Origin of the sequence: Streptomyces sp. NPDC002133, assembly GCF_040296405.1 — a bacterium.
In the GTDB taxonomy this organism is placed as follows: Bacteria; Actinomycetota; Actinomycetes; order Streptomycetales; family Streptomycetaceae; genus Streptomyces.
On the sequence record NZ_JBEOXF010000018.1, the window covers coordinates 95,939 to 122,598 of the forward strand.

Genomic DNA, 26,660 nt, shown 5'->3' on the forward strand with positions numbered 1-26,660 from the left:
TCTTGATCACGGGACCGTCGAGGCATGCGAAACAGCAACGAACCCAACGAGTCTCATGAATCCCAAGAGTCCCACGGCCGAGCCGCTGAGTCCGATGGCCGGGGCGCGGAGTCCCATGGCCGGGCCGCCGAGTCTCAGGCCGGCGTGCCCCGCAGCCTGCCCACCGAGCCTCACGGGCCGGCCGGTGAGCCCCACGGCGGGGAAGGTGAGCCCTTCAGCCCGGCCACTGAGCCCGGCGGACGCGCCGACGAGCCGTCCATCACCCTGCGTGGACCGGCCGAGCTTGCCGATGCCCTGCCGTATCTGATGGGTTTTCACCCGACCGATTCGGTGGTCATGGTCGCGCTCCACGGCCCGCGAGGTCGCTTCGGAGGGCGGCTCAGGGTCGGTATTCCCGCGACTCAGCGGGAGTGGCTGCCGGTGGCCGAGCAGCTGGCGGAGTGCCTCGTCGAAGCCGGCGAGCGGCGTGGAGCCAGGCCGGACGGCATTGTCGTCTTCCTGTGCCAGGACCCAGTGGAAGGGGAGACGGGCCGCGTGGTGATGGAGCGGCTTCGGCCGCTTGCGCAGTGGCTGCGGACGGCCTGCGGCTCGCTCGACGTGCCGGTGTACGAGGCGCTGTGCATCTCCGACGGCCGCTTCTGGTCCTACTGCTGCCCGGATTCCCGGTGCTGTCCGGCGGAGGGGACGGCCATGGCGATGCAGGGCACTTCCGTGATGGCCGCGGCCGCCGCCTATGCCGGGATCCAGGTCAGGGGGTCGCTGCGGGACATGGAGTCACGTCTGGAGGCGCGGATGTCCCTTTCGCTCGAGCAGGAGCGCGCGCTGGACGACACGGCTTCCGCCCTGGTGCCCAGGATTCTGGATCAGGGAAGCCGGGAGCAGGTCGGTGAGGAGACGCTGCGGCTCGCCCGCCGGCTGATGAAGCGGCTGGGGGAGAAAGCCACCCTGGGGGTCGGATGGCCGGAAGCGGACTCGACGGACGACAGACTCCTCTCGCACGACGAGGCGGCCGCCGTCATCCTCGGGCTCCAGGACCGCGACACCCGGGACCGCGCCGCGGCCTGGATGGAGGGGCCCGAGGCGGACCGGGCACTGCGGCTCTGGCGGGCGCTGTCCCGGCGCTGCGTCAGGCGGTACGCGGAGTACGCGGCCGCACCGCTCGCCCTGGCCGGGTGGGTCTCCTGGTCGACGGGCGATGAGCCCGCTGCCCGGGTCGCACTCAGTCTCGCCCTGCGCGCCGACCCGGAGTACGTATTCGCGCGGCTGCTCCACCAGGCGTGCAACGACGGGCTGGATCCGGAGTCGCTGCGTCGCTGCCTGCGCGGGGAGCACGCATCGGAGGAGGCCGCCGACCGAGCCGGGTCAGGGGCCGGGTCCGATTCGGGTGGCCGGACGGCGACGCCGTCGTCCCGGCCCAGCGCGGGGACGGGACGTCCGCTGGAACACGCCATGAGGAAAAGGAAGATCGCGCGGTCCGCCCCTTCGGCGCCCGGGGCGGCCAACCCGGCTCGGCGGCGCCCCGCGCCGAGCTCAGGCACGGCGGTCGGCAGGAACCGGGCACGCACGATCGGTCAGGGCGGCGGGCGGCGCGATTCGGGAGATCAGCGATGACGGGCGTGACCTTTCCGGGTGCGCTGCCGTTCATATGTGTGGCGGTGTCGTTCGACCCGTGACGCCGTCCGCGCAGCGGCTGTCGTGAGCGCACAGAAGGCAGCAGAGTCCCCATGGTCCTCGGCGATCATCTTCCGTCCTCGGCCCAGGGTCGGCCATCCGCTTTGGCGCCAGCCCTGGGTTGGGCTCCAGGTGCCCGCGCACGCTCGCTCCGGTCCTCCGTGCCGGCCGCTACCTCCGGGCGGGCATTGCGTGCCACGGGGCCGCACCCGGAGCCGGTCCCTGGCACAGGCCGGGCTTCGGGACGCCGGAGGGCCCATCTTCCTTAACGGTCGGCAGGCTGGGTCGCCGCGTGATCGACGAAGCCGCCGACGGACTTCAGTCGGGTGCGTGAAAAGGGAGGGTGAGCGGGATGGCCCCGACGATCGGCATGGGCAACGGAGTCCGTGAAGAAGTCGTTGTCACGGATCACGAAGGGAGTGTTTATCGTCAGGAAGACGACTATGATCGCGGCATGTCGCCCTACGACCCGTCGGCCTTTCCGCCCTTCGCAGTCACCGTCGACCTGGTCGTGCTCACCGTGCGTCGCCACGCCCTCTGCGCCCTGGTCGTACGCCGCGGGGAGCCGCCCTTCCAGGGGAGCTGGGCGCTGCCCGGGGGATTCGTACGGGCCGACGAGGATCTGTCGGCAGCTGCGGCGCGAGAGCTCGTCGAGGAGACGGGGCTGTGTGTGCACGACCCCGGTTCGCCCGAGCCGGGCAACGGTGCCCATCTGGAGCAGCTCGCCACCTACGGCGATCCGAAGCGCGACCCCCGCATGCGAGTGGTGAGCGTCGCCCACCTCGCGCTCTCCCCGGATCTGCCGTCGCCCCGGCCGGGCGGCGACGCGAACAGTGCGCGCTGGGCGCCCGTCGAGACGCTGCTGAACCCCGAGAACGGCGGGCGCGAGGACGAGCCGCCCGCGCCGCTCGCCTTCGACCATGCGCAGATCCTGGCGGACGGCGTGGAGCGGGCCAGGTCCAAGATCGAGTACTCCTCCCTGGCAACGGCGTTCTGCCCGCCCGAGTTCACAGTGGGCGAGCTGAGGCGGGTGTACGAGGCGGTGTGGGGAGTGGCACTGGACCCGCGGAACTTCCACCGGAAGGTGACCGGGACGCCGGGCTTCCTGGTTCCGGCGGGCGGGACGACGACCCGCCAGGGCGGCCGACCCGCCCAGCTGTTCCGGGCCGGTGGAGCAACGCTGCTCAACCCGCCCATGCTGCGGCCCGAGGTCTGAGTCCGTCGGATCGCCGTTCTGTCGTGGCCGGGCTGCGGCCCGACGTGCGCCGACCGCGTCCGACGAGGTGGTGGGCCCGGACCGTCGGCCTGCCTCCTCCACTCGGGTCAACTTGCCCGAAAAGTCGGAAATGTCGGGTTATCTTTCTGCGGTAGCTCCACTCGACCGCGTACCCGCCCTGCCCGCTGAGCGGTCTCACCTCCTGCGAGAGAAGCGATGCTCAAGGTCATCGGACTCACCAGCACCCCCGGCCGGGACGCTGCGCGCGCCGTGGACGACCTGACCTTCGAGGCGCTGCCTGGCACCGTCACCGCACTGCTGGGCGCGCCGGGCTCCGGCAAGACCACGGCCCTGCGGCTGATGCTGGAACTCGAGGCGGGCCGCGGGGTCGCCTGCTTCCGGGGCCGCCCCCTGCACCGCATCGCCCGCCCCGAGCATGAGGTGGGGGCGCTGCTCGGCGATGTACCCGGGCATCCGGCCCGTACGGTGCGTGGTCAGCTCCGTATGCTCTGTGCCGCCGCCGGGGTCCCCGCATCACGCGCCGACGAGATGCTGGAGGTCGTCGGGATCGGATCCCTGCGCGACAGCAGGCTGGGCAGCCTCTCCCTCGGGATGGACCGCAGACTCGGCCTGGCCTGCGCCTTGTTGGGGGACCCGCACACACTGCTGCTCGACGATCCCGTCAAGGGGCTGTCCCCCGGGGAGAGCGGCTGGCTGTTCGGGCTGCTTCGGGCCCATGCGGCGCACGGTGGCACGGTGCTGTACACCACCGACGACCCCAAGGAGGCTGCCCGGACCGCCGATCGCGTCGTCACCCTCGACGGAGGCCGACTCGTCGCCGACCAGGACGTCGCCGAATTCGCCCGCATTCGGCTGCGGCCGCGCGTCGTCGTCGGGACCCCGCACGCCGCCCGGCTCGCCGCGATCGTCAGCCGCGAGGCCCGGGCCGCACGACGCTCCGTCGAAGTGGTCACCGAACACGGCAACCGGCTGTCCGTCTTCGGCAGCAGCTGTGCCGAGATCGGCGAGACCGCCTACCGGCACGGCGTTCTCGTCCATCAGCTCGCCGACGAGATCGGGGCCCCCGCCCCCACTCCGAGTCCCGCGCCCGCCCCGGCGCCGGACGTCCCTGTGATCCCCACCTACACCTCCACGTCCACGCTGCCACCTTCCGAGTCCGCAGACATGGGCACCACCACCACCGGCACCGGCACCGATGCCGGGACGCCTCTGCCTCCGCTCCATCTCCGTCCGCCGCGCACACCCCTGCAGCCTGTGCGCTACGAGCTCCGCCGTCTCATCGGCGTCCCGGCAACCCATCTGATCGGGGCGGCCGTTCTCGTCGTCTCGGCCGGCATCTCGGTCCTGCTCGCCCGCACCGGCGGCACTGCGCAGCCGAGCCTCCTCGCCGCCTGGCCGGAGCTTTTGCCGCTGCCGCCCGCCGCCCTCGGCGCCGGACTGCTCGGCGCCCTCTCCTTCGGCGACGAGTTCCGTTACCCCGCCCTCGCGTCCGGTTGCGGGACCGTGCCGCGCCGCCTCGGGCTGCTGCTCGCGAAGCTCGGGGTCACGGCGGTGGCAGCGCTCGTGCTCGGTTTTCTCGTCGCCGTGATCGACCTGCAGATGCTCCGCCTCGCGTACGGAGGTGACTTGGGGTCCGTGCCCGAAAACTGGGACGCATTGTCGGCGAGTTGGTCCGGCCTGGTGGTGGGCTGTGCGTGGTCGGGGCTGCTCGCCGCAGGGATCTTCCGGTTCACCGCCGCGGGAGTGGCGGCCGTGCTCGCCGTACCGCTGATGGTCGTGCCGCTGGTGCAGAAGGCGCTCGCGGGACCATCCGCGCGCTCGATCGCCGGACTCCCGGCCCGCTTGCGCGAGCTGGTCTGGCTGCAGTGGCCGTACGAGACGGACCGCTGGCTTCTCGCAGGACTGCGCATCGTCGCCCAACCCGTGGGTGCGGCACTCGCGTTGTCCCTGTCCGCGCTGCTCTGCGGATATCTGCTCACGGGCCCTCGCCGCAGGGCCCGTTGGTGGCAGAAACGGCGTCCGAAAGCAATGAGCGCCACGCAACTCCCCGGGGAATAACCGTTTTCTCCTGATAAGTCGTCAATTGTGGAGTGGGCTGCGATCACCCTTTCGTGTGCTTTTCACCAAAGACCTCAAGGGGCGGGAGAGGCACGCCGACAAAGGATGCGTGAGTACCCTTGCGCACACCATGATGACCGCCGCCCGCCCCGCCGACTCCGGCCTCGCCGGTCCGGGCGATCTCGACCGTTACCCCTACCCGGAGGTGCCCGGCGTCGACCGTGTGGACCGCGTCGGACCCTCGGCCTGGGACACCTCGGACTCCGACCTGGGCCGGGCGGCCGGCCGCCGCGCGGCGGGCAGCCGGGGCCGCGGACTCCACGGCCAACTCGTCCAGCAGCTCGGCCAGATGATCGTTTCCGGCGACCTCGGGGCCGACCGTCCGCTCGTACCCGAGGAGATCGGCCAGCGCTTCGAGGTCTCCCGGACCGTCGTCCGGGAATCGCTCCGCGTCCTCGAGGCCAAGGGCCTCGTCAGCGCCCGCCCGAACGTGGGCACCCGGGTCCGTCCCGTCAGCGACTGGAATCTGCTGGACCCCGACATCATCGAGTGGCGCGCCTTCGGCCCGCAGCGCGACGACCAGCGCCGCGAGCTCACCGAGCTCCGCTGGACGATCGAGCCCCTCGCCGCCCGTCTTGCCGCCGGACACGGCAGGGAGGACGTGCAGCAGCGCCTCGGCGACATGGTGGAGATCATGGGTCACGCGCTCACTCAGGGTGATGGGATCACCTTCGCGCGGGCCGACGTCGAGTTCCACTCCCTCCTGATCCAGGTCGCCGGCAACCGCATGCTGGAGCACCTGTCCGGAATCGTTGCCGCCGCCCTTCAGGTGTCGGGCGGGCCGGCCGTCGGGTGCGACCGTGCCTCCGAGGCGTCCCTGACGCACCACGCCCGCATCGTCGACGCCCTCGCCGCCGGCGACGCGAACGGTGCCGAGGCGGCCATGCGTCAACTTCTCACCGTTCATCCCGAGGTGGAGCGCGTCGTGCCCGCCCCGCGCGAGCACTGACCGCAGACACGGCAGGTGTTCCACGGCGTACCCATCGTGTGTCGCCGGACCCCGGGGTCCGGCGACACGATCATGGAAACGTTCCAGCGGAAGGCTGTGCGAAACGCCGCGCGAGCGCCGTCGGAGGAGCGCGCCAGCGGGCGACGGCCCGGCAGTGACGCCCGGGGCAGGCGATTGTCGGGGCAATTGGGGAGTCAACTTCCCATTTCTTCGTTTTGTCGCAAATGAGGTGTGACTCGGGCCACGCGGATTGGGCGTAACACTCCTCGAAACAGTGCGATGACCTAAGAGGTGACAGCCACGGAGGGAATACAGACGTCGTTCATGGCGCTGTCCAGCTCTGAGGCTCAGCCCGCGCCGTCGGTACATCCCCAACCGGCGGTCGTCGGCTCCGGCCCGATCATGGGCGGGGCCGGAAGCCGTTTCCATCGTTCCGAGAGGTTGTTCGTGTCGGCCAGCACATCCCGTACGCTCCCGCCGGAGATCGCCGAGTCCGAGTCTGTGATGGCGCTCATTGAGCGGGGAAAGGCTGATGGGCAGATTGCCGGCGATGACGTGCGTCGGGCCTTCGAGGCTGACCAAATTCCGCCAACCCAGTGGAAGAATGTTCTGCGCAGCCTCAACCAGATCCTCGAGGAAGAGGGTGTGACGCTGATGGTCAGTGCCGCGGAGTCGCCCAAGCGCACCCGCAAGAGCGTCGCAGCTAAGAGCCCGGCAAAGCGCACCGCCACCAAGACCGTCGCGGCGAAGACGGCCACGGCGAAGACCGTCGCGGCCACCACCACCGCACCGGCGGCCACGACCGAAGACATCGCGGCAGCCACGGCCGACGAGACCGGGGCGCCCGAGAAGAAGGTGGCCGCGAAGAAGACCGCGGCCAAGAAGACTGTGGCGACCAAGAAGACGGCCGCCAAGAAGACGACGGCCGCGAAGAAGACCACGGCCGCCGCCAAGAAGGACAGCGACGAGCTGCTCGAGGGCGAGGACGCGATCGAGGAGGCGCAGCCCGGCAAGGGCGGTGCCGACGAGCCCGAGGGCGCCGAGAGTGCGGGCTTCGTCCTCTCCGACGAGGACGAGGACGACGCTCCTGCGCAGCAGGTCGCCGCGGCCGGTGCCACCGCCGACCCGGTCAAGGACTACCTCAAGCAGATCGGCAAGGTCCCCCTGCTCAACGCCGAGCAGGAGGTCGAGCTGGCCAAGCGCATCGAGGCGGGTCTGTTCGCCGAGGACAAGCTGGCGAACTCCGACAAGCTCGCCCCGAAGCTCAAGCGCGAGCTGGAGATCATCGCCGAGGACGGGCGCCGGGCCAAGAACCACCTGCTGGAGGCCAACCTCCGACTGGTCGTCTCGCTCGCCAAGCGCTACACGGGCCGCGGCATGCTCTTCCTGGACCTGATCCAGGAGGGCAACCTCGGTCTGATCCGCGCCGTCGAGAAGTTCGACTACACCAAGGGCTACAAGTTCTCCACGTACGCCACCTGGTGGATCCGTCAGGCGATCACCCGCGCCATGGCCGACCAGGCCCGTACCATCCGTATCCCGGTGCACATGGTCGAGGTCATCAACAAGCTCGCGCGTGTGCAGCGCCAGATGCTCCAGGACCTGGGCCGCGAGCCCACCCCGGAGGAGCTGGCCAAGGAGCTCGACATGACCCCCGAGAAGGTCATCGAGGTCCAGAAGTACGGTCGCGAGCCGATCTCCCTCCACACCCCCCTGGGTGAGGACGGCGACAGCGAGTTCGGTGACCTGATCGAGGACTCCGAAGCGGTCGTTCCGGCCGACGCGGTCAGCTTCACGCTTCTCCAGGAGCAGCTGCACTCGGTGCTCGACACCCTGTCGGAGCGTGAGGCGGGCGTGGTCTCCATGCGCTTCGGCCTCACCGACGGCCAGCCGAAGACGCTGGACGAGATCGGCAAGGTCTACGGCGTGACGCGTGAGCGGATCCGCCAGATCGAGTCCAAGACGATGTCGAAGCTGCGCCACCCGTCCCGTTCGCAGGTGCTGCGGGACTATCTCGACTGAGTCCGTGGCACTGCGCAGGACAGTTGCATGACCGAGGGCCCGGCTCCCGAGAGGGAGCCGGGCCCTCGGCGTTGTGCAGGGGCACGGCGGCCAGCGTCGGCTGCCGGGTTCGGCCGTCGGGTCCTGTCGGCGTGCACCGGGTGCGGGCCGACGTGGGCTGGCTGACTCTGAGTGGACGGAGTCCACCGGAGAGTCAGGAGATCGGTATGAGTCGCCCCATCGCCCGAGCACTGGCAGGACCCATGGCCCTGGCGGCTGCAGCGGTCCTGGTGCCACTCGCCCACCCGGCTCCGGCGTCCGCCGACAGTGTGATCATCGGCGGTCGTCCGGCGCGGTCCGTGGACAGCCCGTGGGTCGTCGCCCTGTCGAGCCGTGACCGGTTCGGAGGTATGCGGGCCGGGCAGTTCTGCGGCGGGGTCCTCGTGGCGCCGACGAAGGTGCTCACGGCGGCTCACTGCCTCAGTGTGGCGGTGCTGGGGATGCCCGTGGAGCAGATCCCCGATCTGCGCGTCATCGCGGGCCGGGAGGAACTGCTCGGCGCGGGCGGCCAGGAGGTTCCCGTACAGGAGGCGCGGATCGCGCCCGCGTACGACTCGCACACGAACACCACGGATCTGGCCGTGCTGACGCTCGCGAAAGCCCTCCCCGCAAGCCATGTGATCGGGACTGCGCGTGATGGGGACCCGGCGTACAAGGTGGGCACCGCCGCCGAGGTCTACGGGTGGGGCGATACGACCGGGGTCGGCACCTACGCCCATGCGCTGCGTGCCGCGCCGGTGCGGGTGCTGCCGGACGAGACGTGCGCGAAGGCCTACCCGGGCGGCGTGGGCGGTCGCTACGAATCGTCCACGATGCTCTGCGCGGGAGACGAGCGAGGCGGGCACGACGCGTGCCAGGGGGACAGCGGAGGACCGCTGGTGGCGGGCGGCCGACTGATCGGGCTGGTCTCGTGGGGCAGCGGCTGCGGGCGGGCGGACAGCCCCGGGGTGTACACCCGGATCTCGGCAGCGCTGCGTTCGGCGGCCGATCTGCTGTGACGGCACGGCAGTTGATCAGCTTTTGCGCCAATTGCCCGTACGCGTACGGTGACTGCGCGAATGCATTGGGTCATGAGAATGGGCGGCCGCCCCTACGAGAGGGGCGGCCGCCCATCGGCCGGTCCGGGACCGGCCCTTGGCTCGTCGTCGGACGCGAAGGTCAGCGTTCGTCGTCTCCGGTGGTTGCCGGTACGGCGGTCAGCCGGTCCGTCTCGTCCTGTATCTCGGCGGCGATCTTCTTGAGTTCCGGCTCGAACTTGCGCCCGTGGTGGGCGCAGAAGAGCAGCTCACCGCCGCTTGTCAGGACGACGCGCACGTACGCCTGGGCGCCGCAGCGGTCGCAGCGGTCAGCGGCCGTCATTGGGCTCGCGGGGGTCAGAACAGTAGTCACGTCGCCTCTTCTCTAGCTCGACGAGCTGTCGTACCAGGGTCAACATCCAACCAGGCCGAAAACGTTCCCGCTCGGGCCTTTTCCCTGAAACTTCTTCGTCCAGGTGGCTGGCTGCTGCCGGTTGGCGGCGAATGTGCCGTATCGCTGCATCGCTCTACGGTTTCGCTTGGCTTGCTGGGCTTGCTTGTCTCGTTCGCCCTCCCGGCTGGGCTGCCGGTTGTTCATGAGGACGTGCCCGGAGCCTAAATGGTTCATGCCTGGAAGGGAACGTGATGTGCACGTCACTCCAACGAGGGATCGAACGTACATGCGAGTCTGGACTAACATGACGAATCACGAGGGTGGCGTTACATCGGCTCTACCAGGCCTCGGTACCCTCTGACCGGCGACCGACGCCGGGCCTTTACCCCACAGGGGCCAGATCCAAATTCAGCGAGGAGCGAACCGCGTGACCGCCGAAACGTCCGTGCCGTCCAGTGCGCTGCTGACCGCAGACCGTGACGGTTCCAACTACACCGCGCGGCACTTGCTGGTTCTCGAAGGGCTCGAGGCGGTCCGCAAGCGGCCCGGCATGTACATCGGGTCGACCGACAGTCGCGGCCTGATGCACTGCCTCTGGGAGATCATCGACAACTCCGTGGACGAGGCCCTCGGGGGCTACTGCGACCACATCGATGTGATCCTCCACGACGACGGCTCCGTCGAGGTCCGGGACAACGGTCGGGGCATCCCCGTCGACGTCGAGCCCAAGACCGGCCTGTCCGGTATCGAGGTCGTCATGACCAAGCTGCACGCCGGCGGAAAGTTCGGCGGCGGTTCGTACGCGGCCTCCGGCGGTCTGCACGGCGTGGGCGCCTCCGTCGTCAACGCCCTCTCGGCCCGCCTCGACGTCGAGGTCGACCGGAACAGCGCGACCCACTCGATCAGCTTCCGCCGTGGTGTCCCCGGCATCTTCACCGAGTCCGGCCCCGACGCGCCCTTCGACCCGGCCAACGGGCTGATCAAGGGCAAGCGGGTGCCCAGGACCCGCACCGGCACCCGCGTGCGCTACTGGGCGGACCGCCAGATCTTCCTCAAGGACGCCAAGCTCTCCCTGGAGACGCTCCACCAGCGCGCCCGCCAGACCGCCTTCCTGGTCCCCGGCCTCACGATCGTCGTCCGCGACGAGCGCGATCTCGAGGGCGAGGGCAAGTCGGAGGAGATCTTCCGCTTCGACGGCGGCATCAGCGAGTTCTGCGAGTACCTCGCCCAGGACAAGGCTGTCTGCGACGTCCAGCGCCTCACCGGCCACGGCACCTTCAAGGAGACGGTGCCGGTCCTCGACGACCGCGGCCACATGACGCCGACCGAGGTCACGCGCGATCTCGCCGTGGACATCGCGCTGCGCTGGGGCACCGGCTACGACACGTCGGTCAAGTCGTTCGTGAACATCATCGCGACGCCCAAGGGCGGCACCCACGTCACCGGCTTCGAGCGATCCCTCACGAAGACGGTCAACGAGGTGCTCCGCTCCACGAAGCTGCTGCGGGTCGCCGAGGACGACGTCGTCAAGGACGACGCGCTCGAAGGTCTCACCGCCGTCGTGACCGTACGACTCGCCGAGCCGCAGTTCGAGGGCCAGACCAAGGAGGTCCTCGGTACTTCCGCGGCCAACCGGATCGTCGCCAACGTCGTCGCGAAGGAGCTGAAGGCCTTCCTGACGTCGACCAAGCGGGACGCGAAGGCGCAGGCCAGGGCCGTCCTGGAGAAGGCCGTCGCCGCGGCCCGTACCCGTATCGCGGCGCGCCAGCACAAGGAGGCGCAGCGCCGGAAGACGGCCCTCGAGACCTCGTCCCTGCCGGCCAAGCTCGCCGACTGCCGCAGTGACGACGTAGAGCGCAGCGAACTCTTCATCGTCGAGGGCGACTCCGCGCTCGGTACGGCCAAGCTCGCCCGGAACTCGGAGTTCCAGGCGCTGCTGCCGATCCGCGGCAAGATTCTCAACGTCCAGAAGTCGTCCGTCTCCGACATGCTCAAGAACACCGAGTGCGGAGCGATCATCCAGGTCATAGGAGCGGGCTCAGGCCGCACCTTCGACATCGACGCCGCGCGGTACGGCAAGATCGTGCTCCTCGTCGACGCCGACGTCGACGGCGCACACATCCGCTGTCTGCTGCTCACGCTCTTCCAGCGCTACATGCGGCCCATGGTCGAGGCCGGCCGGGTCTTCGCCGCCGTGCCGCCGCTGCACCGGATCGAGCTCGTCCAGCCCAAGAAGGGGCAGGACAAGTACGTGTACACGTACTCGGACAGCGAACTGCGCGCGAGGCTGCTGGAGTTCCAGCGCAAGGGTGTCCGCTTCAAGGACTCCATCCAGCGCTACAAGGGCCTCGGCGAGATGGACGCGGACCAGCTGGCGGAGACCACGATGGACCCGCGCCACCGCACCCTGCGCCGGATCAACATCGGCGATCTGGAGGCCGCCGAGCAGGTCTTCGATCTCCTGATGGGCAATGAGGTCGCCCCGCGCAAGGAGTTCATCACCAGCTCCGCCGCGACCCTGGACCGCTCGCGCATCGACGCCTGACAGCTCCTGACGGCTCATGACGACTCCGCCCCGCGGCCACCGCGGGGCGGAGTCCTCGTTTTCCGTCACCTGATGGGGTGAAGAAAAGGAGAGAAGAGTCCTGGATCTCCCCGTTCTGTCCATCCTTGGGCACGCGGCCGAAACGGGTCCGCCGACAAGGAGAGCAAGAGCGTGGAGAAGCAGGAAGGCCGGGACGCCGAAGCCGTGCGGCTAGACGACCCGTGGTACGACGCGCTGGCCTCCGGCTGGGGCGAACTGGACGGGACGGGCGTGCCCGTGCCCGCGGCGCCCCTGGGGGCCGCCGCAGGGACCGCAGGTCCCGAGCCCCGGCACAGCGCGACGGACATCTACCAGGAAGTCCAGCGCAGTGCGGCCTTCCAGGAAGTCCGCAGCCGCTACCGGCGATTCGTCGTCCCGGCCACCATCGCCTTCTTCGTCTGGTACGTGGCGTACGTCGTGGCCGCCACCGCAGCACCGGGGCTGATGGCCAGGCCGGTGGCCGGCGCGGTCAACGTGGCCATGGTGGCGGGGCTCGGGCAGTTCCTCAGCACCTTCCTGCTCACCTGGGCGTACGCCCGGCACGCCCGGCTGCGCAGGGACCGCGCCGCGCTCGACCTGAGGTGGACGGTCTTCGACCGGACACGCGCGAAGGAGCCGGCCAGGGACGCGGAGACGACGCGGGGGAACGAGCGTTGACCGGCGACCACCAGACCCTCGCGCTGCTGCTCTTCAGCGCCTTCATCGCGGTGACCCTGGCCATCACCACCTGGGTCGGCCGCAACCGGCACGGCTCGGCGGAGGAGTTCTACGCCGGCGGACGGTTGTTCTCGCCCATGGAGAACGGGTTCGCCATCGCGGGCGACTACATGTCGGCGGCCTCCTTCCTCGGCATTTCCGGGCTCATCGCGCTCTACGGCTACGACGGAATGCTCTACTCCGTGGGCTTCCTCGTGGCGTGGCTGGTCGTTCTGCTCCTCGTTGCCGAACTCGTCCGCAACTGCGGCCGGTTCACGCTCGCCGACGTCGTTGCCGCGCGGATGAGCGAGCGGCCGGTCCGCATCGCGGCGGGAACTTCCTCGGTCACCGTGTCCGTTCTCTATCTGCTGGCACAGATGGTGGGGGCAGGCAGCCTGGTCGCGCTGCTCCTGGGCGGGACGAGCGAGGCCGCGCGCTCATGGACCGTGATCGGTGTCGGCGCCCTGATGGTGATCTATGTGTCGTTGGGAGGGATGCGAGCCACCACGTGGATCCAGATCGTCAAGGCCGTGCTGCTGATGGCGGGCGCGATCGCGCTCACCGTGCTCGTCCTTGCACGCTTTCACGGCAACGTCAACGAGCTGCTCAACTCCGCCGCCGAACAGAGCGGCCACGGCAAGGACTTCCTCTCGCCGGGTCTGCGCTACGGCGGTGACTGGACCGCGCGCCTCGACTTCATCAGCCTCGGGCTCGCGCTGGTGCTCGGCACCGCCGGCCTGCCGCACATCCTGTCCCGCTTCTACACCGTGCCGACCGCCCGGGCCGCCCGCCGCTCGGTCGTCTGGTCCATCGGTCTCATCGGCAGCTTCTACCTGATGACGATCGTGCTCGGCTTCGGCGCCGCGGCCGTCCTCGGCACGGACGAGGTGCGTGCGTCGAACGCCGCGGGGAACACGGCGGTCCCGCTGCTCGCCCTCGACCTCGGCGGGGGAGCGGGCTCCACCGGAGGCACGGTGCTGTTCGCCGTCGTGGCGGCGGTGGCCTTCGCGACGATCCTGGCCGTCGTCGCGGGGATCACGCTCGCCTCATCGGCCTCGGTCGCCCACGATCTGTATGTCTCGCTGAAGCGCCGCCACGCGAAGCAGCACAGCGAGGTCGCCGTGGCACGCGTCGCCGCGGTCGGCATCGGCGCGGTCGCGATCGCGCTCGCCCTGCTCGCCCGCGATCTGAACGTGGCCTTCCTCGTGGGCCTGGCCTTCGCGGTCGCCGCCTCGGCCAACCTTCCTGTGCTGCTCTACTCGCTCTTCTGGCGCGGTTTCACGACACGTGGCGCGGTGTGGTCGGTGTACGGCGGGCTGATCCCCGCAGTGCTGCTGGTGCTGCTCTCGCCGGTGGTGTCGGGCAGCCCCGATTCCCTCTTCCCCGGGGTGGACTTCCATCTCTTCCCGCTGCAGAACCCGGGACTGGTCTCCATCCCGCTGGGTTTCCTGGCCGGCTGGATCGGCACGGTCGCCTCCTCCGAGGAGCCGGACAAGGCGAAGCACGCCGAGACGGAGGTGCGCGCGCTGACGGGCGCGGGCGCGGTGTGAGCTGTGGGCGTCACCGCCCCGGAGGGGCCGCCGCCCATGTGTACCTGTGCTCCGGACGCCCGGTCTCGCCGTATCTCAGCGACAACCGGACCCTGCCCGAGCGTTCCAGGAGCTTCAGATAGCGCTGGGCGGTCTGGCGGCTCACGCCGGCCCGTTCGGCGATCTCCTGGGTGGACAGTGCGGTGTCGGCAGCCTGGAGGACCTTGCGGACCAGTTCGGCCGTGGTCGGCGAGTGGCCCTTGGGGAGGTCGGGGGCGCTCGTGGCGGAGAGGGCTCTGAAGATGCGGTCCACCTCGGCCTGTTCGGCCTCCCCGCCGCCGGCCAGGGTCCTGCGGAGCCCGGCGTAGGCCTCCAGCTTGGTGCGCAGGCCCGCGAAGGTGAACGGCTTCACCAGATACTGGAGCGCGCCGTGCCGCATCGCCGCCTGGACGGTGGCGACGTCACGGGCGGCCGTCACCATGATCACGTCGGTGTGGTGGCCCCGGCGGCGCAGCTCCCGGACCACCGAGAGCCCGTTCTCGTCGGGCAGATAGTGGTCCAGCAGGATCAGATCCACAGGCAGCTCGGCGACCCGGGCGAGTGCCTCCGTGGCCGTGTGGGCCCGGGCGACGACCCGGAAGCCCGGTACCTTCGCCACATACGCGGCGTTGATCTCCGCGACCCGGACGTCGTCGTCCACGACCAGGACGTTGATCGGCGCCTCGGGTCGTGCCTCGGGCAGCGCGGTCATCGTGTCTCTCCCACGGTTGCGAGTCCCGGCTCCAGCCCCGGGTCGGCCAGCGCCTCGGGGAGTACGACGGTGAACTCGGCACCGCGGCCCATGGCCGCACCCGCCCGGGCGCTGCCGCCCTGCCGCTCCGCGAAACGCCGGACCAGGGCCAGCCCGAGGCCCCGCTTTCCGTGTGCGGGGAGCTCCTTCGTGGACCAGCCCTCTGTGAAGATCAGTTCGCGCTGCTCGGCGGGGACGCCGGGCCCGCTGTCGGAGACCCTCAGGACGACCGTACGCCCTTCGCCGCGCAGCTCGATCTCGATGCGCGGATCGTCGGAGCCGGCGGCCGCGTCCAGCGCGTTGTCGACGAGATTGCCCACGACCGTGACGAGCCCGCGCGGGTCGACCAGCCGGTCGGGCAGCAGCGTCCCCGGCGCGATGCGCAGCGAGACGCCGCGCTCCGCCGCGACCGTCGCCTTGCCGACCAGCAGCGAGGCCAGCAGCGGATCGTGGATCTTCTCGGTGACCTGCTCCGCGGTGGCCCGGTGCACTCCGACGACCCCGGTCACGAAATCGACGGCCTCCTCGTGCATCTCCAGCTCCAGCAGCCCGAGCAGCGTGTGCATTCGGTTCGCGTGCTCATGGTCCTGGGCGCGGAGCGCGTCGATCAGTCCGCGCGTCGAGTCCAGCTCACGGCCGAGCTGCTCCAGCTCGGTGCGGTCGCGGAGCGTGGCGACGGCGCCGCCGTCGTCCGTGGGCATCCGGTTGGCGATCAGTACGCGGTGGCCGCGTACGGTCACGAGGTCCTCGCCGGTGACCCGGCCGGCCAGCACATCCGTCGTGCGGCCTGTGCCGAGCACCTCGTCGAGCGGCTGCCCCGCCGCCTCCGGCCCGAGGCCGAGGAGGCGCTGCGCCTCATCGTTCATCAGCCGGATCCGGCCGGCCCCGTCGAGGGCCACCACGCCCTCTCGGATGCCGTGCAGCATTGCTTCGCGCTCGGCGAGCAGGGCCGATATGTCCGAGAAGGCCAGGTCGTGGGTCTGCCGCTGGAGCCGTCTGGAAATCATGTACGCGGCGAGGGCACCGACGGCCAGGGCGCCGCCCGCGTAGGCGAGCAGCCCGGGGATCGCGGCGAGGAGGCGGCCGCGGACGCTGTCGTACTCGATCCCCACCGAGACCGCACCGACGATCCGGCCCCGGTCGTCGCGGAGCGGGACCTTGCCGCGGGCGGAGCGGCCGAGTGTGCCGTTGTCGATCTCCATGACGTGCCTGCCCGCGAGCGGCTGGCTGGGGTCGGTGGAGACGACCCTTCCGATCTGCCCGGGGTCGGTGTGCGACCAGCGCACGCCACGGGTGTCCATGACCACGACGTACTCGGCGCCCGCGGTCCGGCGGATGCGCTCCGCCTCCCGCTGCACCGGGCCGCGGACGGAAGGCTGCGAGCCGAGGAGGTCCTCGGCGACCCGTGGCGAGGCGGTCGTCTCGGCGATCGCCAGGGCACGCCGCATCGCCTGGTCGTCGAGCTGGTCGCTCAGCGGGGCCAGGAAAAGGCCGGTGGCCAGCACGGTGACGCCGGAAGCGATGGCCAGCTGCATCAGCAGGACCTGTGCGAAGACTCGCCGCGGCCAGCCGAACTGCCGCCGTCTCGCGGGTGCGCCTGCGGGGCCGGTCGGTGCGGGGCTCATACATATGCACGGTAAGGGGCCGGGACACGCTTCGGGAAATCCCTCTGCATCACTCTCCGCAAGTCACGCAAGCAGCTTGCGTGAATTGCAAGCGGGTTGTCATGTCTCGTATGAGGCCACGGAAAGCTGCTGGTGCGCGATGTGCCGACCTCGCAGCCGCTGCGCTCACGCTTCACACGGGCCACGGGAGGTGGCCCGGAGCTGTAGCCTTCCAGGCAGATCGCGGCAACTCTCCAACCTCTGACGGCAAATAGCTAAGTTCTTTCATGCATAAATGCATGTCGACCCAGGGAACATCCAGGTCCTCGGCCGGGAGCAGAACGATGCCGGCTACAGCAGCCTGGTGCAGGCGAAGGACTACACGTTCGACCCGGCGAGCGGGAACACGGTGGCCATCGACGTCTCCGCGCGCGTCGCCGAGTTCCAGCTGAAGGTCACCTCCAACACCGGAGCCCCCGCCGGACAGATCGCGGAGTTCCAGGTGATCGGCGTCCCGGCGCCGAACCCCGACCTCCAGGTCACCGTGCTGACCGCCGCACCGGTCGAGTCGGACCCGGTCACCCTGACCGCGACCGTGCGCAACGCCGGCCCGGCGCCCTCCGGCGCCACGGCCGTGGCGTCCCAGCTCGGCGGATCCAAGGTCGCCACGGCGTCGGTCGGCACTCTCGTCGCCGGTGCGTCCACCACGGTCAGCGCCGGGATCGGGGCGCGAGACGCGGGCAGTTACCCACTGAGCGCGGTGGTCGACGAGGCGAACACGGTCATCGAGCAGAACGAGACCCGCAACTCCTTCGCCGCCGCGGCTCCGCTGGTCGTCAAGCCGGTCGACAGCTCCGACCTGGTCGCCGCCGCGGTGAACTGGTCCCCGAGCGCCCCGGCCGGCGGTGACACCGTCAGCTTCTCCGTCGGTCGGGAACCAGGGCACGGTGGTGTCCCTGGGCGGCAGTCACGGCATCACGCTGACCGTGACCGACGCGGCGGGCGCGATCGTGAAGACCCTGACAGGCGCCCACACGGGACCCATCGCCCCTGGAGCCACCGCGGCCCCGGTGAACCTCGGTACCTGGGCGGCCGCCAACGGCAAGTACACCGTCAAGGTCGTGATCGCGGACGACACCAACGAACTGCCGGTGAAACGCGCGAACAACACCAGCACCAAGCCGCTCTTCGTCGGGCGCGGCGCGAACATGCCCTACGACATGTACGAGGCGGAGGACGGTGTCGCGGGCGGCGGCGCCCGGGTCGTCGGACCGAAGGGGACCATCGGCGATCTCGCGGGCGAGGCGTCGGGACGCAGGGCCGTCACCCTCGACAACACCGGCAACTACGTCGAGTTCACGGCCGGGGCCGCCACCAACACCCTGGTCACCCGCTTCTCCATCCCCGACGCGCCCGGCGGCGGGGGGATCAACTCCACCCTCAACATCTACGTCGACGGGACATTCGGCAAGAGCATCGACCTCACTTCCAAGTACATGTGGCAGTACGGCGCCGAGGCGAGCTCCGGCAATCGCCGGGCGCGGGAGCACCTCGCCACATCTACGACGAGGCGAACGTGATGCTGGGCGAGACCGTCCCCGCCGGCAGCAGGATCAGGCTGCAGAAGGACGCCGCGAACCCCCACACGTACGCGATCGACTTCATCGACCTGGAGAGGTCACGGCTGCGCCGAACCCGGACCCGGCGGCGTACACCGTCCCGGCCGGAACCAGTCACCAGGACGTGCAGAACGCCCTGGACAAGGTACGGATGGACACGACGGGCACGCTCGTCGGCGTGTATCTGCCACCGGGCACGTACCAGACGTCCAACAAGTTCCAGGTGTACGGAAAGCCGGTCGAGGTCGTCGGCGCGTGCCCGTGGTTCAGCCGCTTCGCGACCCCGGCCGATCAGGAGAACACGGACGCCGGATTCGACGTCCGGGCGACCGCGAACGGCTCTTCGTTCTCCGGATTCGCCTTCTTCGGCAACTACACGGCACGGCATCGCCACGCTGCAGTTCGGCTCCATCCCGGCGCTGGGCTTCGGCACCACCCCGTCGAGGTTCGAGAACATCACGCTGGAGCGGACCGGTGGCCACTTCTGGGGCGACCAGACCTTTCCGGCGCTGTGGATGTACTCGGCGGAGTACGACTTCCAGGGCATCCGGATCACGGGTCTCGACATCACGGATCCGACCTATTCCGGGATCATGTTCCAGTCGAAGTGCAACGGCACCCGGCCGTTGAAGCCGATCAGGGACAGCGTCCTGACCGACGTGTCCGTCAGCGGGGCGAGGAAGAGCGGTGACGCCTTCGACGCCAAGTCCGGCTTCGGGCTCCGGGCGAACGAGATGCCGGAGGCCGGCCAGGGACCCGCGGTCGGCGAGGTCGCCTTCAACGGGCTGACGTTCGGCGACAACGCCCAGGACATCAGGAACACCACCTCCACCTTCAAGGTCAACATCACCCCCCAGGAGGACGTCGACGAGACTGGCGCAAGCCACTTGCATGGCTTGCGCTAGTCTTGCGTCCATGACGCGACGACTTGCTCAAGTTGCAAAGAAGGTGGGAGTCAGCGAGGCCACGGTCAGCCGGGTCCTCAACGGCAAGCCGGGCGTCTCCGACGCCACCCGCCAGGCCGTGCTGACCGCCCTGGACGTGCTCGGCTACGAGCGGCCGACCCAGCTGCGCGGCGAGCGCGCCCGGCTCGTCGGGCTGGTCCTGCCGGAGCTGCAGAACCCGATCTTCCCCGCGTTCGCCGAGGTCATCGGCGGTGCCCTGGCCCAGCAGGGGCTGACCCCGGTGCTCTGCACCCAGACCAAGGGCGGGGTCTCCGAGGCGGACTACGTGGACCTGCTGCTCCAGCAGCAGGTGTCCGGCGTCGTCTTCGCCGGCGGGCTCTTCGCGCAGGCGGACGCACCCCACGACCACTACCGCAGGCTCGCCGAGCGCAAGATCCCGGTCGTCCTGATCAACGCGTCCATCGCGAACCTCGACTTCCCCTGCATCGCCTGCGACGACGCCGTCGCCGTCGAGCAGGCCTGGCGCCATCTCGTCTCGCTCGGGCACGAGCGGATCGGCCTCGTCCTCGGCCCGCCCGACCATGTGCCCTCGCGGCGCAAGCGTGCCGCGGCACAGGCAGCGGCCAGGACCGCCGGGCGGGAGCTGCCCGACGAGTTCCTGGAGTGCTCCATGTTCTCCCTGGAGGGCGGGCAGGCGGCGGCCACGCGCCTGCTGGACCGCGGGGTCACCGGCATCATCTGTGCGAGCGACCCGCTCGCCCTGGGCGCCGTACGGGCCGCGCGCCGGCGCGGGCTCGCCGTCCCCGGTGAGGTCTCGGTCGTCGGATACGACGACTCCGCGTTCATGAACTGCACCGAACCGCCGCTGACCACCGTCCGCCAGCCGATCGAGGCGATGGGCCGGGCGGCGGTCGAGCTGCTCTGTGCGCAGATCCAGGGCGGTGCCGTGCCGCCCGACGAGCTGCTGTTCGAGCCGGAGCTGGTCGTGCGCGGCTCCACGGCACAGGCGCCTCGCTGATCTGCGCACCGCTGTCAACCCACTGTCAAACATTTACGAAATCAGCGCGACATATTGCGGCCAACTGTTGCCGGTGGTTGAGTGTGCGATGCCCCCGCACGACGTCCTGTTCCGCAGGGTGTCCGCCGAGGGGCTTCCACGCTCATGCCCGAAGGGGACCACCGATGAGAAGTGCTCGGTCGAGCAGTGCCCGGTTCCGTCACACGCGTCGTACTCGCCGCACCTCCGCGGCCGCCCTCCTCACCGCCCTCGCGCTGACCGCGCTCGCCGCCTGCGGCACGAGCAGCAGCGACAACGGCGGCGGGGACTCCGATGGCGGCGGCTCCTCCGATCCGGCGGCGCCCCTGGACCCCAAGGCCAAGGTGACGCTGACCATCGACTGCATGCCGCCGGCCGCCAAGGCCGCCGAGCTCAAGGAGTGGAACGAGGACGTCAGGACGTTCAACAAGACGTACCCGAACGTGAAGATCGAGGGGAAGTCCACCCCTGGGCAGTGCCTCGAGCCGCCCCGCTTCACGGCGATGCTCAAGGCCAAGTCCCAGCCCGACGTCTTCTACACCTACTTCACCGATCTGGAGCAGGTCCTCGACAACGACGGCGCCGCGGACATCACCGCCTACGTCACGGACAAGTCCGTCCCGGCCCGCGGCGACATCGACCCGAACGTGATGAGCTCGCTGACCAAGGACGGCAAGCTCTACGGCCTGCCGACCAGCAACTACACCATGGGGCTGCTGATCAACCGGAAGCTGTTCCAGCAGGCCGGCCTCGACCCCGACTCCCCGCCGCGCACCTGGGCGGAGGTCCGCACCGCCGCCAAGACGATCGCCGGACTCGGCAAGGGCATCGCGGGCTTCGGCGAGTACAGCGCGGGCAACACCGGCGGCTGGCACTTCACCGCCACCACCTACGGCCTCGGCGGGGACGTCGTCGACGCGAGCGGCAAGAAGGCCGCGTTCAACAACGAGCTGGGCAGGCAGATCGTCCAGAACCTCCACGCCATGCGCTGGGAGGACGGCAGCATGGGCCAGACCCAGCTGCTCAAGTGGGGCGACCTGCAGAAGCAGATCGCGACCGACAAGCTCGGGATGTTCCTCGCCGCGCCCGACGACATCACGTACATGGTCCAGCAGCTCGGTGCGGAGTACGAGAACTTCGGCATGGGACCGATCCCCGGGGAGAAAGCCACCCTCTTCGGCGGCAACAACTACATGGTCAAGAAGGGGAGTTCCCCGGACAAGATCAAGGCCGCGATCGCCTGGCTGAACTTCAAGAACCTCACCGTCGGCAAGGGCCAGTTCGACTGGTCCCGCACCAAGACGGACGGCCTGCCCGTCGGCCTCCCGCAGCCGAACTTCTGGCTGAGCGCCAGCAAGACCGAGGACGACGCCCAGCGTGCCCAGCACGCCACCATGCCGGTCGCCAACTTCAAGGCCTTCATGGACAACCCGGTCAAGGGCAAGGCAGAGCCGCCCAAGGCCCAGGAGATCTACAAGGTCCTCGACAACGTGATGTCCGGGGTCCTCACCAACAAGGACGCCGACGTCGACAAGCTCCTGTCGACGGCGGAGCAGCAGGTGAACCAGATTCTGGCGAACCAGTAGCCCATGTCCGCCCCGACACTCCCCGCCGGCGACCAGCGGGAGGCGCGCGTCCGCGGCGCCTCCTGCCCCCGCACGGCCCCGCCCCGTGAGGCCCTCGCCCGGGCCCTGGGCCGCAACCTCTCCGCGCACGCCTTCCTGATCGGCGCCGTCCTCTGCTTCTCCTTCTTCTCCTGGTACCCGATGGTCAGGGGGTTCCTCCTGGCCTTCCAGAAGACGGAGGACGGGCGCACGACCTGGGTCGGCTGGGACAACCTCCGTACGGTCTTCGCCGACCCCGCCATCTGGCAGGCCTGGCGCGGCACGCTCCTCTTCACCGGCCTCGCCCTGGTCCTCGGCTTCGCCGTCCCCTTCGTGATCGCGATCGTGCTCAACGAATTCCGGCACGCGCAGGCCTACTTGCGGCTGCTGGTGTATCTCCCGGTCATGCTGCCGCCGGTCGCGTCCGTGCTGCTCTTCAAGTACCTGTACGACCCCGGGTACGGGCTCTTCAACACCATCCTGGACGCCCTGCACCTGCCGCAGCAGCAGTGGCTCCAGGACCCCGACACCGCGATGCTCTCCGTCGTCATCGCCGCCACCTGGATGAACATGGGCGGCGCGACCCTGATCTACCTCGCCGCGCTCCAGTCGATCCCGGGGGAGCTCTACGAGGCGGCCGAGCTGGACGGCGCGGGAGTGCTGCGCAAGATCTGGCACGTCACCATCCCGCAGACCCGGCTGATCCTCTCGCTCCTGCTGCTGATGCAGATCGTCGCGACGGTCCAGGTCTTCACGGAGCCCTTCCTGCTGACGAACGGCGCGGGACCGGAGGGGGCCACGACGACCGTCGTCTATCTCATCTACCAGTACGCCTTCAACTTCAACAACTTCGGGGCCGCTGCAGCGCTCGGTCTGCTCCTGCTCGTACTGCTGGCCGGCTTCTCGGCGGCGTACGTACGCCTCAGCCGGACCGCCGACGACGCATGAACGGGGGAGCGCGACGCACATGACGGCCACCAGAACACTCATCTCGCCCGCTCAGCTGGCCAGACCGCGCGCCCGGTACGTCTACTGGGCCGTCCTCGTCCTGGTCCTGCTCCTCTTCACGATCGTCTTCCTCGGACCGCTGTACTGGATGGTCACCGGCGGACTGAAGACCACCCAGGAGGCCGTGCAGTCGCCGCCGACCCTGATCCCCGGCTCGCTGCACCCGGAGACCTACAGCAGGGCCTGGGAGGTGATGGAGCTCGCCCGGCTGCTGTTCAACACGCTGTACTACGCCTTCGGGGCGCTGGCCTTCCAGCTCGTGCTCGACGTCGCCGCGGCCTACTCGCTGTCCAAGCTCCGCCCCGTGTTCGGCAAGGCGATCCTCGGGATGATGCTGGTCACCCTGATGATCCCGGCGACCGTCCTCGTCGTCCCTCAGTATCTGACGGTCCTGGACGTGCCGATCGTGGAACGCAACCTGCTCAACTCGCCCTGGGCGATCTGGCTGCCGTCCGTCACCAACGCCTTCAACATCTTCCTGCTGAAGCGCTTCTTCGACTCGATCCCGCAGGAGCTGCTCGACGCCGCCTCGATCGACGGGGCGTCGCGGCTGCGCACCCTCTGGTCGGTGGTGCTGCCCATCTCCCGGCCCATCCTGGGCGTCGTCTCGATCTTCGCGGTGGTCGGCGTCTGGAAGGACTTCCTCTGGCCGATGCTCACCCTGCCCGACCCGACGAAGCAGACGCTCAACGTGGGGATCTACTCGCTGGCCAGCGGGGTGCCGGAGAACGTCCTCATCGCGGCCCTCACCATCGCCTCCGTTCCCACGCTGCTGATCTTCCTGATCTTCCAGCGCAACATCATGAGCGGTCTCACGGCGGGCGGACTCAAAGGCTGACCTGGGCCGGAGCCCCACTCTCGGCTTCAAGCCCCGCATCCACGAAAGGACTCCTGTGCCGGCATCGGACGCGGACTCGGACTGGTGGCGCTCCGCCGCCATCTATCAGGTGTACGTACGCAGCTTCGCCGACGGGGACGGGGACGGCACGGGCGACCTCACCGGCGTACGGGCGAAGCTGCCGTACCTCGCTGAACTGGGCATCGACGCGCTCTGGTTCACCCCCTGGTACCTCTCCCCGCTCGCGGACGGCGGCTACGACGTCGCCGACTACCGCACCATCGACCCGGCCTTCGGCACCCTTGGAGAAGCCGAGAAGCTCATCGCCGAGGCGCGCCAGCTGGGAATCGGAACGATCGTCGACATCGTCCCCAACCATGTCTCCGACCGGCACGTCTGGTTCAGGGCCGCATGTGCGGCACGACCCGGCAGTCCCGAGCGCGGCCTCTTCCACTTCCGCCGGGGCCGGGGAGCGGACGGGGAACTGCCGCCCAACGACTGGGAGTCCGAGTTCGGCGGCAGCGCCTGGACCCGGCTGTCCGACGGCGAGTGGTACCTGCACCTCTTCGCGCCCGAGCAGCCCGATCTGAACTGGGCGCATCCGGCGGTGCGGCGCGAGCACGAGGAGATCCTGCGCTTCTGGTTCGAGCGCGGCGTCGCGGGCGTACGCATCGACTCTGCGGCGCTGCTCGCCAAGGACCCGTACCTGCCCGACTTCGTGGCCGGCACCGACCCGCACCCGTACATCGACCGGGACGAGCTGCACGACGTCTACCGCTCCTGGCGTGCGATCGCCGACGAGTACGGCGGGATCTTCGTCGGCGAGGTCTGGCTGCCGGACTCCGAGCGCTTCGCCCGCTATCTGCGCCCCGACGAGCTGCACACCGCCTTCAACCTGAGCTTCCTCTCCTGTCCCTGGGACGCGCAGCAGCTGCGCCGCACGATCGACGAGACCCTCGCCGAGCACGCACCCGTCGGCGCCCCGGCGACCTGGGTCCTGTGCAACCACGACGTGACACGCACGGTCACGCGGTACGGACGCGACGACACCGGCTTCGACTTCGCGACCAAGGCTTTCGGCACCCCCACGGACCTCGCGCTCGGCACCCGGCGCGCCCGGGCGGCGGCCCTGCTGTCGCTGGCGCTGCCCGGGTCCGTCTACGTCTACCAGGGCGAGGAGCTCGGCGTCCCGGAGGCGGAGATTCCAAGGGACCGCATCCAGGACCCGATGCACTTCCGCTCTGGCGGCACCGACCCGGGGCGCGACGGCTGCCGGGTGCCGCTGCCGTGGACCGGCGAACCCCCGGCGGTCGAGTCCTGGCTGCCGCAGCCGCGCAACTGGTTCTCGTACGCCGCCGACGGCCAGGCCGCCGACCCCGGCTCGATGCTCAGCCTCTACCGCACGGCCCTGCGGCTGCGGCGCACCGAACCGGGATTCGGGGACGGGCCGATGACCTGGCTGCCGCAGTCCGGGTCCGGAGTGCTGGCCTTCGCCCGGCCGGGCGGGCTGGTGTGCGTGGTGAACCTGGGAGAGCGGCCGGCCGGTCTGCCGGCGCACAAGGCCCTACTGCTCACCAGCGGGCCCCTGGACGAGGCCGGGCGGCTGCCGCGGGACACCGCGGCCTGGCTGAGGGCGCCGCATATCCTGGGCCGGGACATGTCGTCGTAGCCCGGTGAGGTACCGCGTTGAGCACGCAGCAGATCCCCGTCCTCGTCCTCGCGGGCTTCCTGGGATCGGGCAAGACGACCCTGCTCAACCATCTGCTGCGGGCGAGCCGGGGGACCAGGATCGGCGCGATCGTCAACGACTTCGGGTCGATCGAGATCGACGTCATGACCGTGGCCGGGCAGCTCGGCGACTCCACGGTGTCCCTCGGCAACGGCTGTCTGTGCTGCGCCGTCGACGCGAGCGAGCTGGACGTCTTCCTGGAGAAGCTCACCCGGCCCGCCGCCCGGCTCGATGTGATCGTCATCGAGGCGAGTGGCCTCGCCGAGCCGCAGGAGCTCATCCGTATGATCCTGGCCAGCGAGAACGAGCGCATCGTGTACGGCGGTCTCGTCGAGGTCGTCGACGCGGCCGAGTTCGACGCGACACGGGAGCGGCACCCCGAGCTCGACCGGCATCTCGGCATCGCCGACCTGATCGTGCTGAACAAGGCGGACCGGGTCGACGACGCGGCCGGGCAACTGCTGCGCGAGCGGATCGCGGGCCTCGCCGACGGGGCCGCCGTGATCCCCGCGACCTACGGGCGCGTCGATCCCGAGCTGCTCTTCGAGTGCCGCCCGCGGGGCGAGCGTGTGGGCCAGCTGTCGTTCGAGGACCTCTACGAGGACGACCACGGGCACGACGGGCACGGCGGGCACCTGCACAGCGAGCACGACGGCCATCTGCACGCCGCCTACGAGACCGTCTCGTTCACCTCCGCCGAGCCTCTCCATCCTCGCAGACTGCTGGACTTCCTCGACTCCCGGCCGCAAGGCCTCTACCGCATCAAGGGATTTGTCGACTTCGGCGAGGCCGACTCCCGCAACCGGTACAGCGTCCACTCCGTCGGCCGGTTCCTGCGCTTCTGTCCGGAGCCCTGGCCGTGCAGCGTGGAGCGGCAGACCCAACTGGTCCTCATCGGTGCCGGCATCGACACCGGAGCCCTGCTCGAAGTGCTCGGCACCGCAAGGGTCACCGGCCCGCAGGACGCGCCGGAGGAGCACACCATGTGGGGCGTACTGCGGTATGTGCCGGCGCCTGAGCAGCCCGGCGAGCAGGAACCGGACGACTTCATGTCGTGACCCGCGGCCGCGCGGTACCTCACTGCGCACGAGGCGGAGGCGGCGATCGTTCACGCGGGTGCGCCGAGCACGCCGGCGTACCACTCGCGGCAGGGGTTCTGGGCGACACGGAGCACGAGGGCAGCCCCTGGCGGAACCTCCCCCGGAGCCGACGAAGCGGGGGCGGCGGCCCGCCCGCGCGCCGACCGGGGGGCGGGCCGCAGCGGGGGCGCGC

Annotated in this window: 18 protein-coding genes and 1 pseudogene; 16 read left to right on the top strand and 3 right to left on the bottom strand. The window is 69.9% G+C overall.

The window, feature by feature from the left end; all coding sequences use genetic code 11:
- The first annotated feature begins 24 nt into the window (after positions 1-24).
- The 6 genes from ABT078_RS19540 to ABT078_RS19565 all read left to right on the top strand — a co-directional run bounded on the left by ABT078_RS19540 (position 25) and on the right by ABT078_RS19565 (position 9,034).
- On the top strand, positions 25-1,611 hold the full coding sequence (locus tag ABT078_RS19540) for a DUF4192 domain-containing protein (RefSeq protein WP_502981254.1): 1,587 nt from the start codon (positions 25-27) through the stop codon (positions 1,609-1,611).
- Positions 1,612-2,125: 514 nt separating this feature from the next.
- Positions 2,126-2,887, top strand: a complete 762-nt coding sequence (locus tag ABT078_RS19545) for an NUDIX hydrolase (RefSeq protein WP_351229282.1) — start codon at positions 2,126-2,128, stop codon at positions 2,885-2,887.
- 216 nt (positions 2,888-3,103) lie between these two features.
- Complete coding sequence (locus ABT078_RS19550) at positions 3,104-4,966, top strand: ATP-binding cassette domain-containing protein (protein WP_351229284.1); 1,863 nt, start codon at positions 3,104-3,106, stop codon at positions 4,964-4,966.
- Positions 4,967-5,021: 55 nt separating this feature from the next.
- Positions 5,022-5,975, top strand: coding sequence for a FadR/GntR family transcriptional regulator (locus ABT078_RS19555; protein WP_351229286.1), 954 nt, complete (start codon positions 5,022-5,024; stop codon positions 5,973-5,975).
- Between the two features lie 447 nt (positions 5,976-6,422).
- A complete protein-coding gene (locus ABT078_RS19560) occupies positions 6,423-7,997 on the top strand; it encodes an RNA polymerase sigma factor (protein WP_351229288.1) in 1,575 nt (524 codons plus the stop codon).
- Positions 7,998-8,203: 206 nt separating this feature from the next.
- Complete coding sequence (locus ABT078_RS19565; protein ID WP_351229290.1) at positions 8,204-9,034, top strand: S1 family serine peptidase; 831 nt, start codon at positions 8,204-8,206, stop codon at positions 9,032-9,034.
- Between the two features lie 160 nt (positions 9,035-9,194).
- On the opposite strand, the gene ABT078_RS19570 is transcribed toward ABT078_RS19565, so the two are convergent.
- On the bottom strand, positions 9,195-9,425 hold the full coding sequence (locus tag ABT078_RS19570; RefSeq protein WP_351229292.1) for a DUF7455 domain-containing protein: 231 nt from the start codon (positions 9,423-9,425) through the stop codon (positions 9,195-9,197).
- A 448-nt stretch (positions 9,426-9,873) separates the two neighbouring features.
- Here ABT078_RS19570 and ABT078_RS19575 point away from each other — a divergent pair, with 448 nt between their 5' ends.
- The 3 genes from ABT078_RS19575 (at position 9,874) to ABT078_RS19585 (ending at position 14,276) form a co-directional block, all read left to right on the top strand.
- Positions 9,874-11,991: a DNA gyrase/topoisomerase IV subunit B gene (locus ABT078_RS19575; protein WP_351229294.1), complete on the top strand. Its 2,118-nt coding sequence runs from the start codon at positions 9,874-9,876 to the stop codon at positions 11,989-11,991.
- Between the two features lie 171 nt (positions 11,992-12,162).
- Positions 12,163-12,687, top strand: a complete 525-nt coding sequence (locus ABT078_RS19580; RefSeq protein WP_351229296.1) for a DUF485 domain-containing protein — start codon at positions 12,163-12,165, stop codon at positions 12,685-12,687.
- Complete coding sequence (locus ABT078_RS19585; protein ID WP_351229298.1) at positions 12,684-14,276, top strand: monocarboxylic acid transporter; 1,593 nt, start codon at positions 12,684-12,686, stop codon at positions 14,274-14,276. Before ABT078_RS19580 ends, ABT078_RS19585 begins: the two co-directional genes overlap by 4 nt.
- Positions 14,277-14,286: 10 nt before the next feature.
- Here the strand turns inward: ABT078_RS19585 and ABT078_RS19590 are convergent, their stop codons facing one another.
- Together ABT078_RS19590 and ABT078_RS19595 are read right to left on the bottom strand one after the other, a co-directional pair.
- A complete protein-coding gene (locus tag ABT078_RS19590; protein WP_351229300.1) occupies positions 14,287-15,006 on the bottom strand; it encodes a response regulator in 720 nt (239 codons plus the stop codon).
- Positions 15,003-16,670: a sensor histidine kinase gene (locus ABT078_RS19595; RefSeq protein ID WP_351229301.1), complete on the bottom strand. Its 1,668-nt coding sequence runs from the start codon at positions 16,668-16,670 to the stop codon at positions 15,003-15,005. Before ABT078_RS19595 ends, ABT078_RS19590 begins: the two co-directional genes overlap by 4 nt.
- Positions 16,671-17,013: 343 nt before the next feature.
- Here ABT078_RS19595 and ABT078_RS19600 point away from each other — a divergent pair.
- The 7 genes and pseudogenes from ABT078_RS19600 to ABT078_RS19630 all read left to right on the top strand — a co-directional run bounded on the left by ABT078_RS19600 (position 17,014) and on the right by ABT078_RS19630 (position 26,446).
- A pseudogene (locus tag ABT078_RS19600) lies at positions 17,014-19,173 on the top strand (CARDB domain-containing protein).
- Between the two features lie 10 nt (positions 19,174-19,183).
- Entirely contained in the window at positions 19,184-20,191 is a 1,008-nt protein-coding gene (locus ABT078_RS19605; protein ID WP_351229303.1) for a LacI family DNA-binding transcriptional regulator, read from the top strand.
- A gap of 164 nt (positions 20,192-20,355) precedes the next feature.
- Complete coding sequence (locus tag ABT078_RS19610; protein ID WP_351229305.1) at positions 20,356-21,795, top strand: extracellular solute-binding protein; 1,440 nt, start codon at positions 20,356-20,358, stop codon at positions 21,793-21,795.
- Between the two features lie 3 nt (positions 21,796-21,798).
- Positions 21,799-22,761 carry a carbohydrate ABC transporter permease gene (locus ABT078_RS19615; protein WP_351229307.1) on the top strand — a complete coding sequence of 321 codons (963 nt, stop codon included), beginning with the start codon at positions 21,799-21,801 and terminating at the stop codon, positions 22,759-22,761.
- A 19-nt stretch (positions 22,762-22,780) separates the two neighbouring features.
- Positions 22,781-23,659, top strand: a complete 879-nt coding sequence (locus tag ABT078_RS19620) for a carbohydrate ABC transporter permease (RefSeq protein WP_351229309.1) — start codon at positions 22,781-22,783, stop codon at positions 23,657-23,659.
- 55 nt (positions 23,660-23,714) lie between these two features.
- Positions 23,715-25,328 carry a glycoside hydrolase family 13 protein gene (locus ABT078_RS19625; RefSeq protein ID WP_351229311.1) on the top strand — a complete coding sequence of 538 codons (1,614 nt, stop codon included), beginning with the start codon at positions 23,715-23,717 and terminating at the stop codon, positions 25,326-25,328.
- Positions 25,329-25,345: 17 nt separating this feature from the next.
- Positions 25,346-26,446: a CobW family GTP-binding protein gene (locus ABT078_RS19630; RefSeq protein WP_351229314.1), complete on the top strand. Its 1,101-nt coding sequence runs from the start codon at positions 25,346-25,348 to the stop codon at positions 26,444-26,446.
- Positions 26,447-26,660 lie beyond the last annotated feature (214 nt).

Excerpts from the sequence above, each read along its gene's own strand:
- ABT078_RS19540 (WP_502981254.1), top strand. The coding sequence starts at position 25 with ATGCGAAACAGCAACGAACCCAACGAGTCTCATGAATCCCAAGAGTCC.
- ABT078_RS19545 (WP_351229282.1), top strand. The coding sequence starts at position 2,126 with ATGTCGCCCTACGACCCGTCGGCCTTTCCGCCCTTCGCAGTCACCGTC.
- ABT078_RS19550 (WP_351229284.1), top strand. The coding sequence starts at position 3,104 with ATGCTCAAGGTCATCGGACTCACCAGCACCCCCGGCCGGGACGCTGCG.
- ABT078_RS19565 (WP_351229290.1), top strand. The coding sequence starts at position 8,204 with ATGAGTCGCCCCATCGCCCGAGCACTGGCAGGACCCATGGCCCTGGCG.
- ABT078_RS19590 (WP_351229300.1), bottom strand. The coding sequence starts at position 15,006 with ATGACCGCGCTGCCCGAGGCACGACCCGAGGCGCCGATCAACGTCCTG.
- ABT078_RS19595 (WP_351229301.1), bottom strand. The coding sequence starts at position 16,670 with ATGAGCCCCGCACCGACCGGCCCCGCAGGCGCACCCGCGAGACGGCGG.
- ABT078_RS19605 (WP_351229303.1), top strand. The coding sequence starts at position 19,184 with ATGACGCGACGACTTGCTCAAGTTGCAAAGAAGGTGGGAGTCAGCGAG.
- ABT078_RS19610 (WP_351229305.1), top strand. The coding sequence starts at position 20,356 with ATGAGAAGTGCTCGGTCGAGCAGTGCCCGGTTCCGTCACACGCGTCGT.
- ABT078_RS19615 (WP_351229307.1), top strand. The coding sequence starts at position 21,799 with ATGTCCGCCCCGACACTCCCCGCCGGCGACCAGCGGGAGGCGCGCGTC.
- ABT078_RS19620 (WP_351229309.1), top strand. The coding sequence starts at position 22,781 with ATGACGGCCACCAGAACACTCATCTCGCCCGCTCAGCTGGCCAGACCG.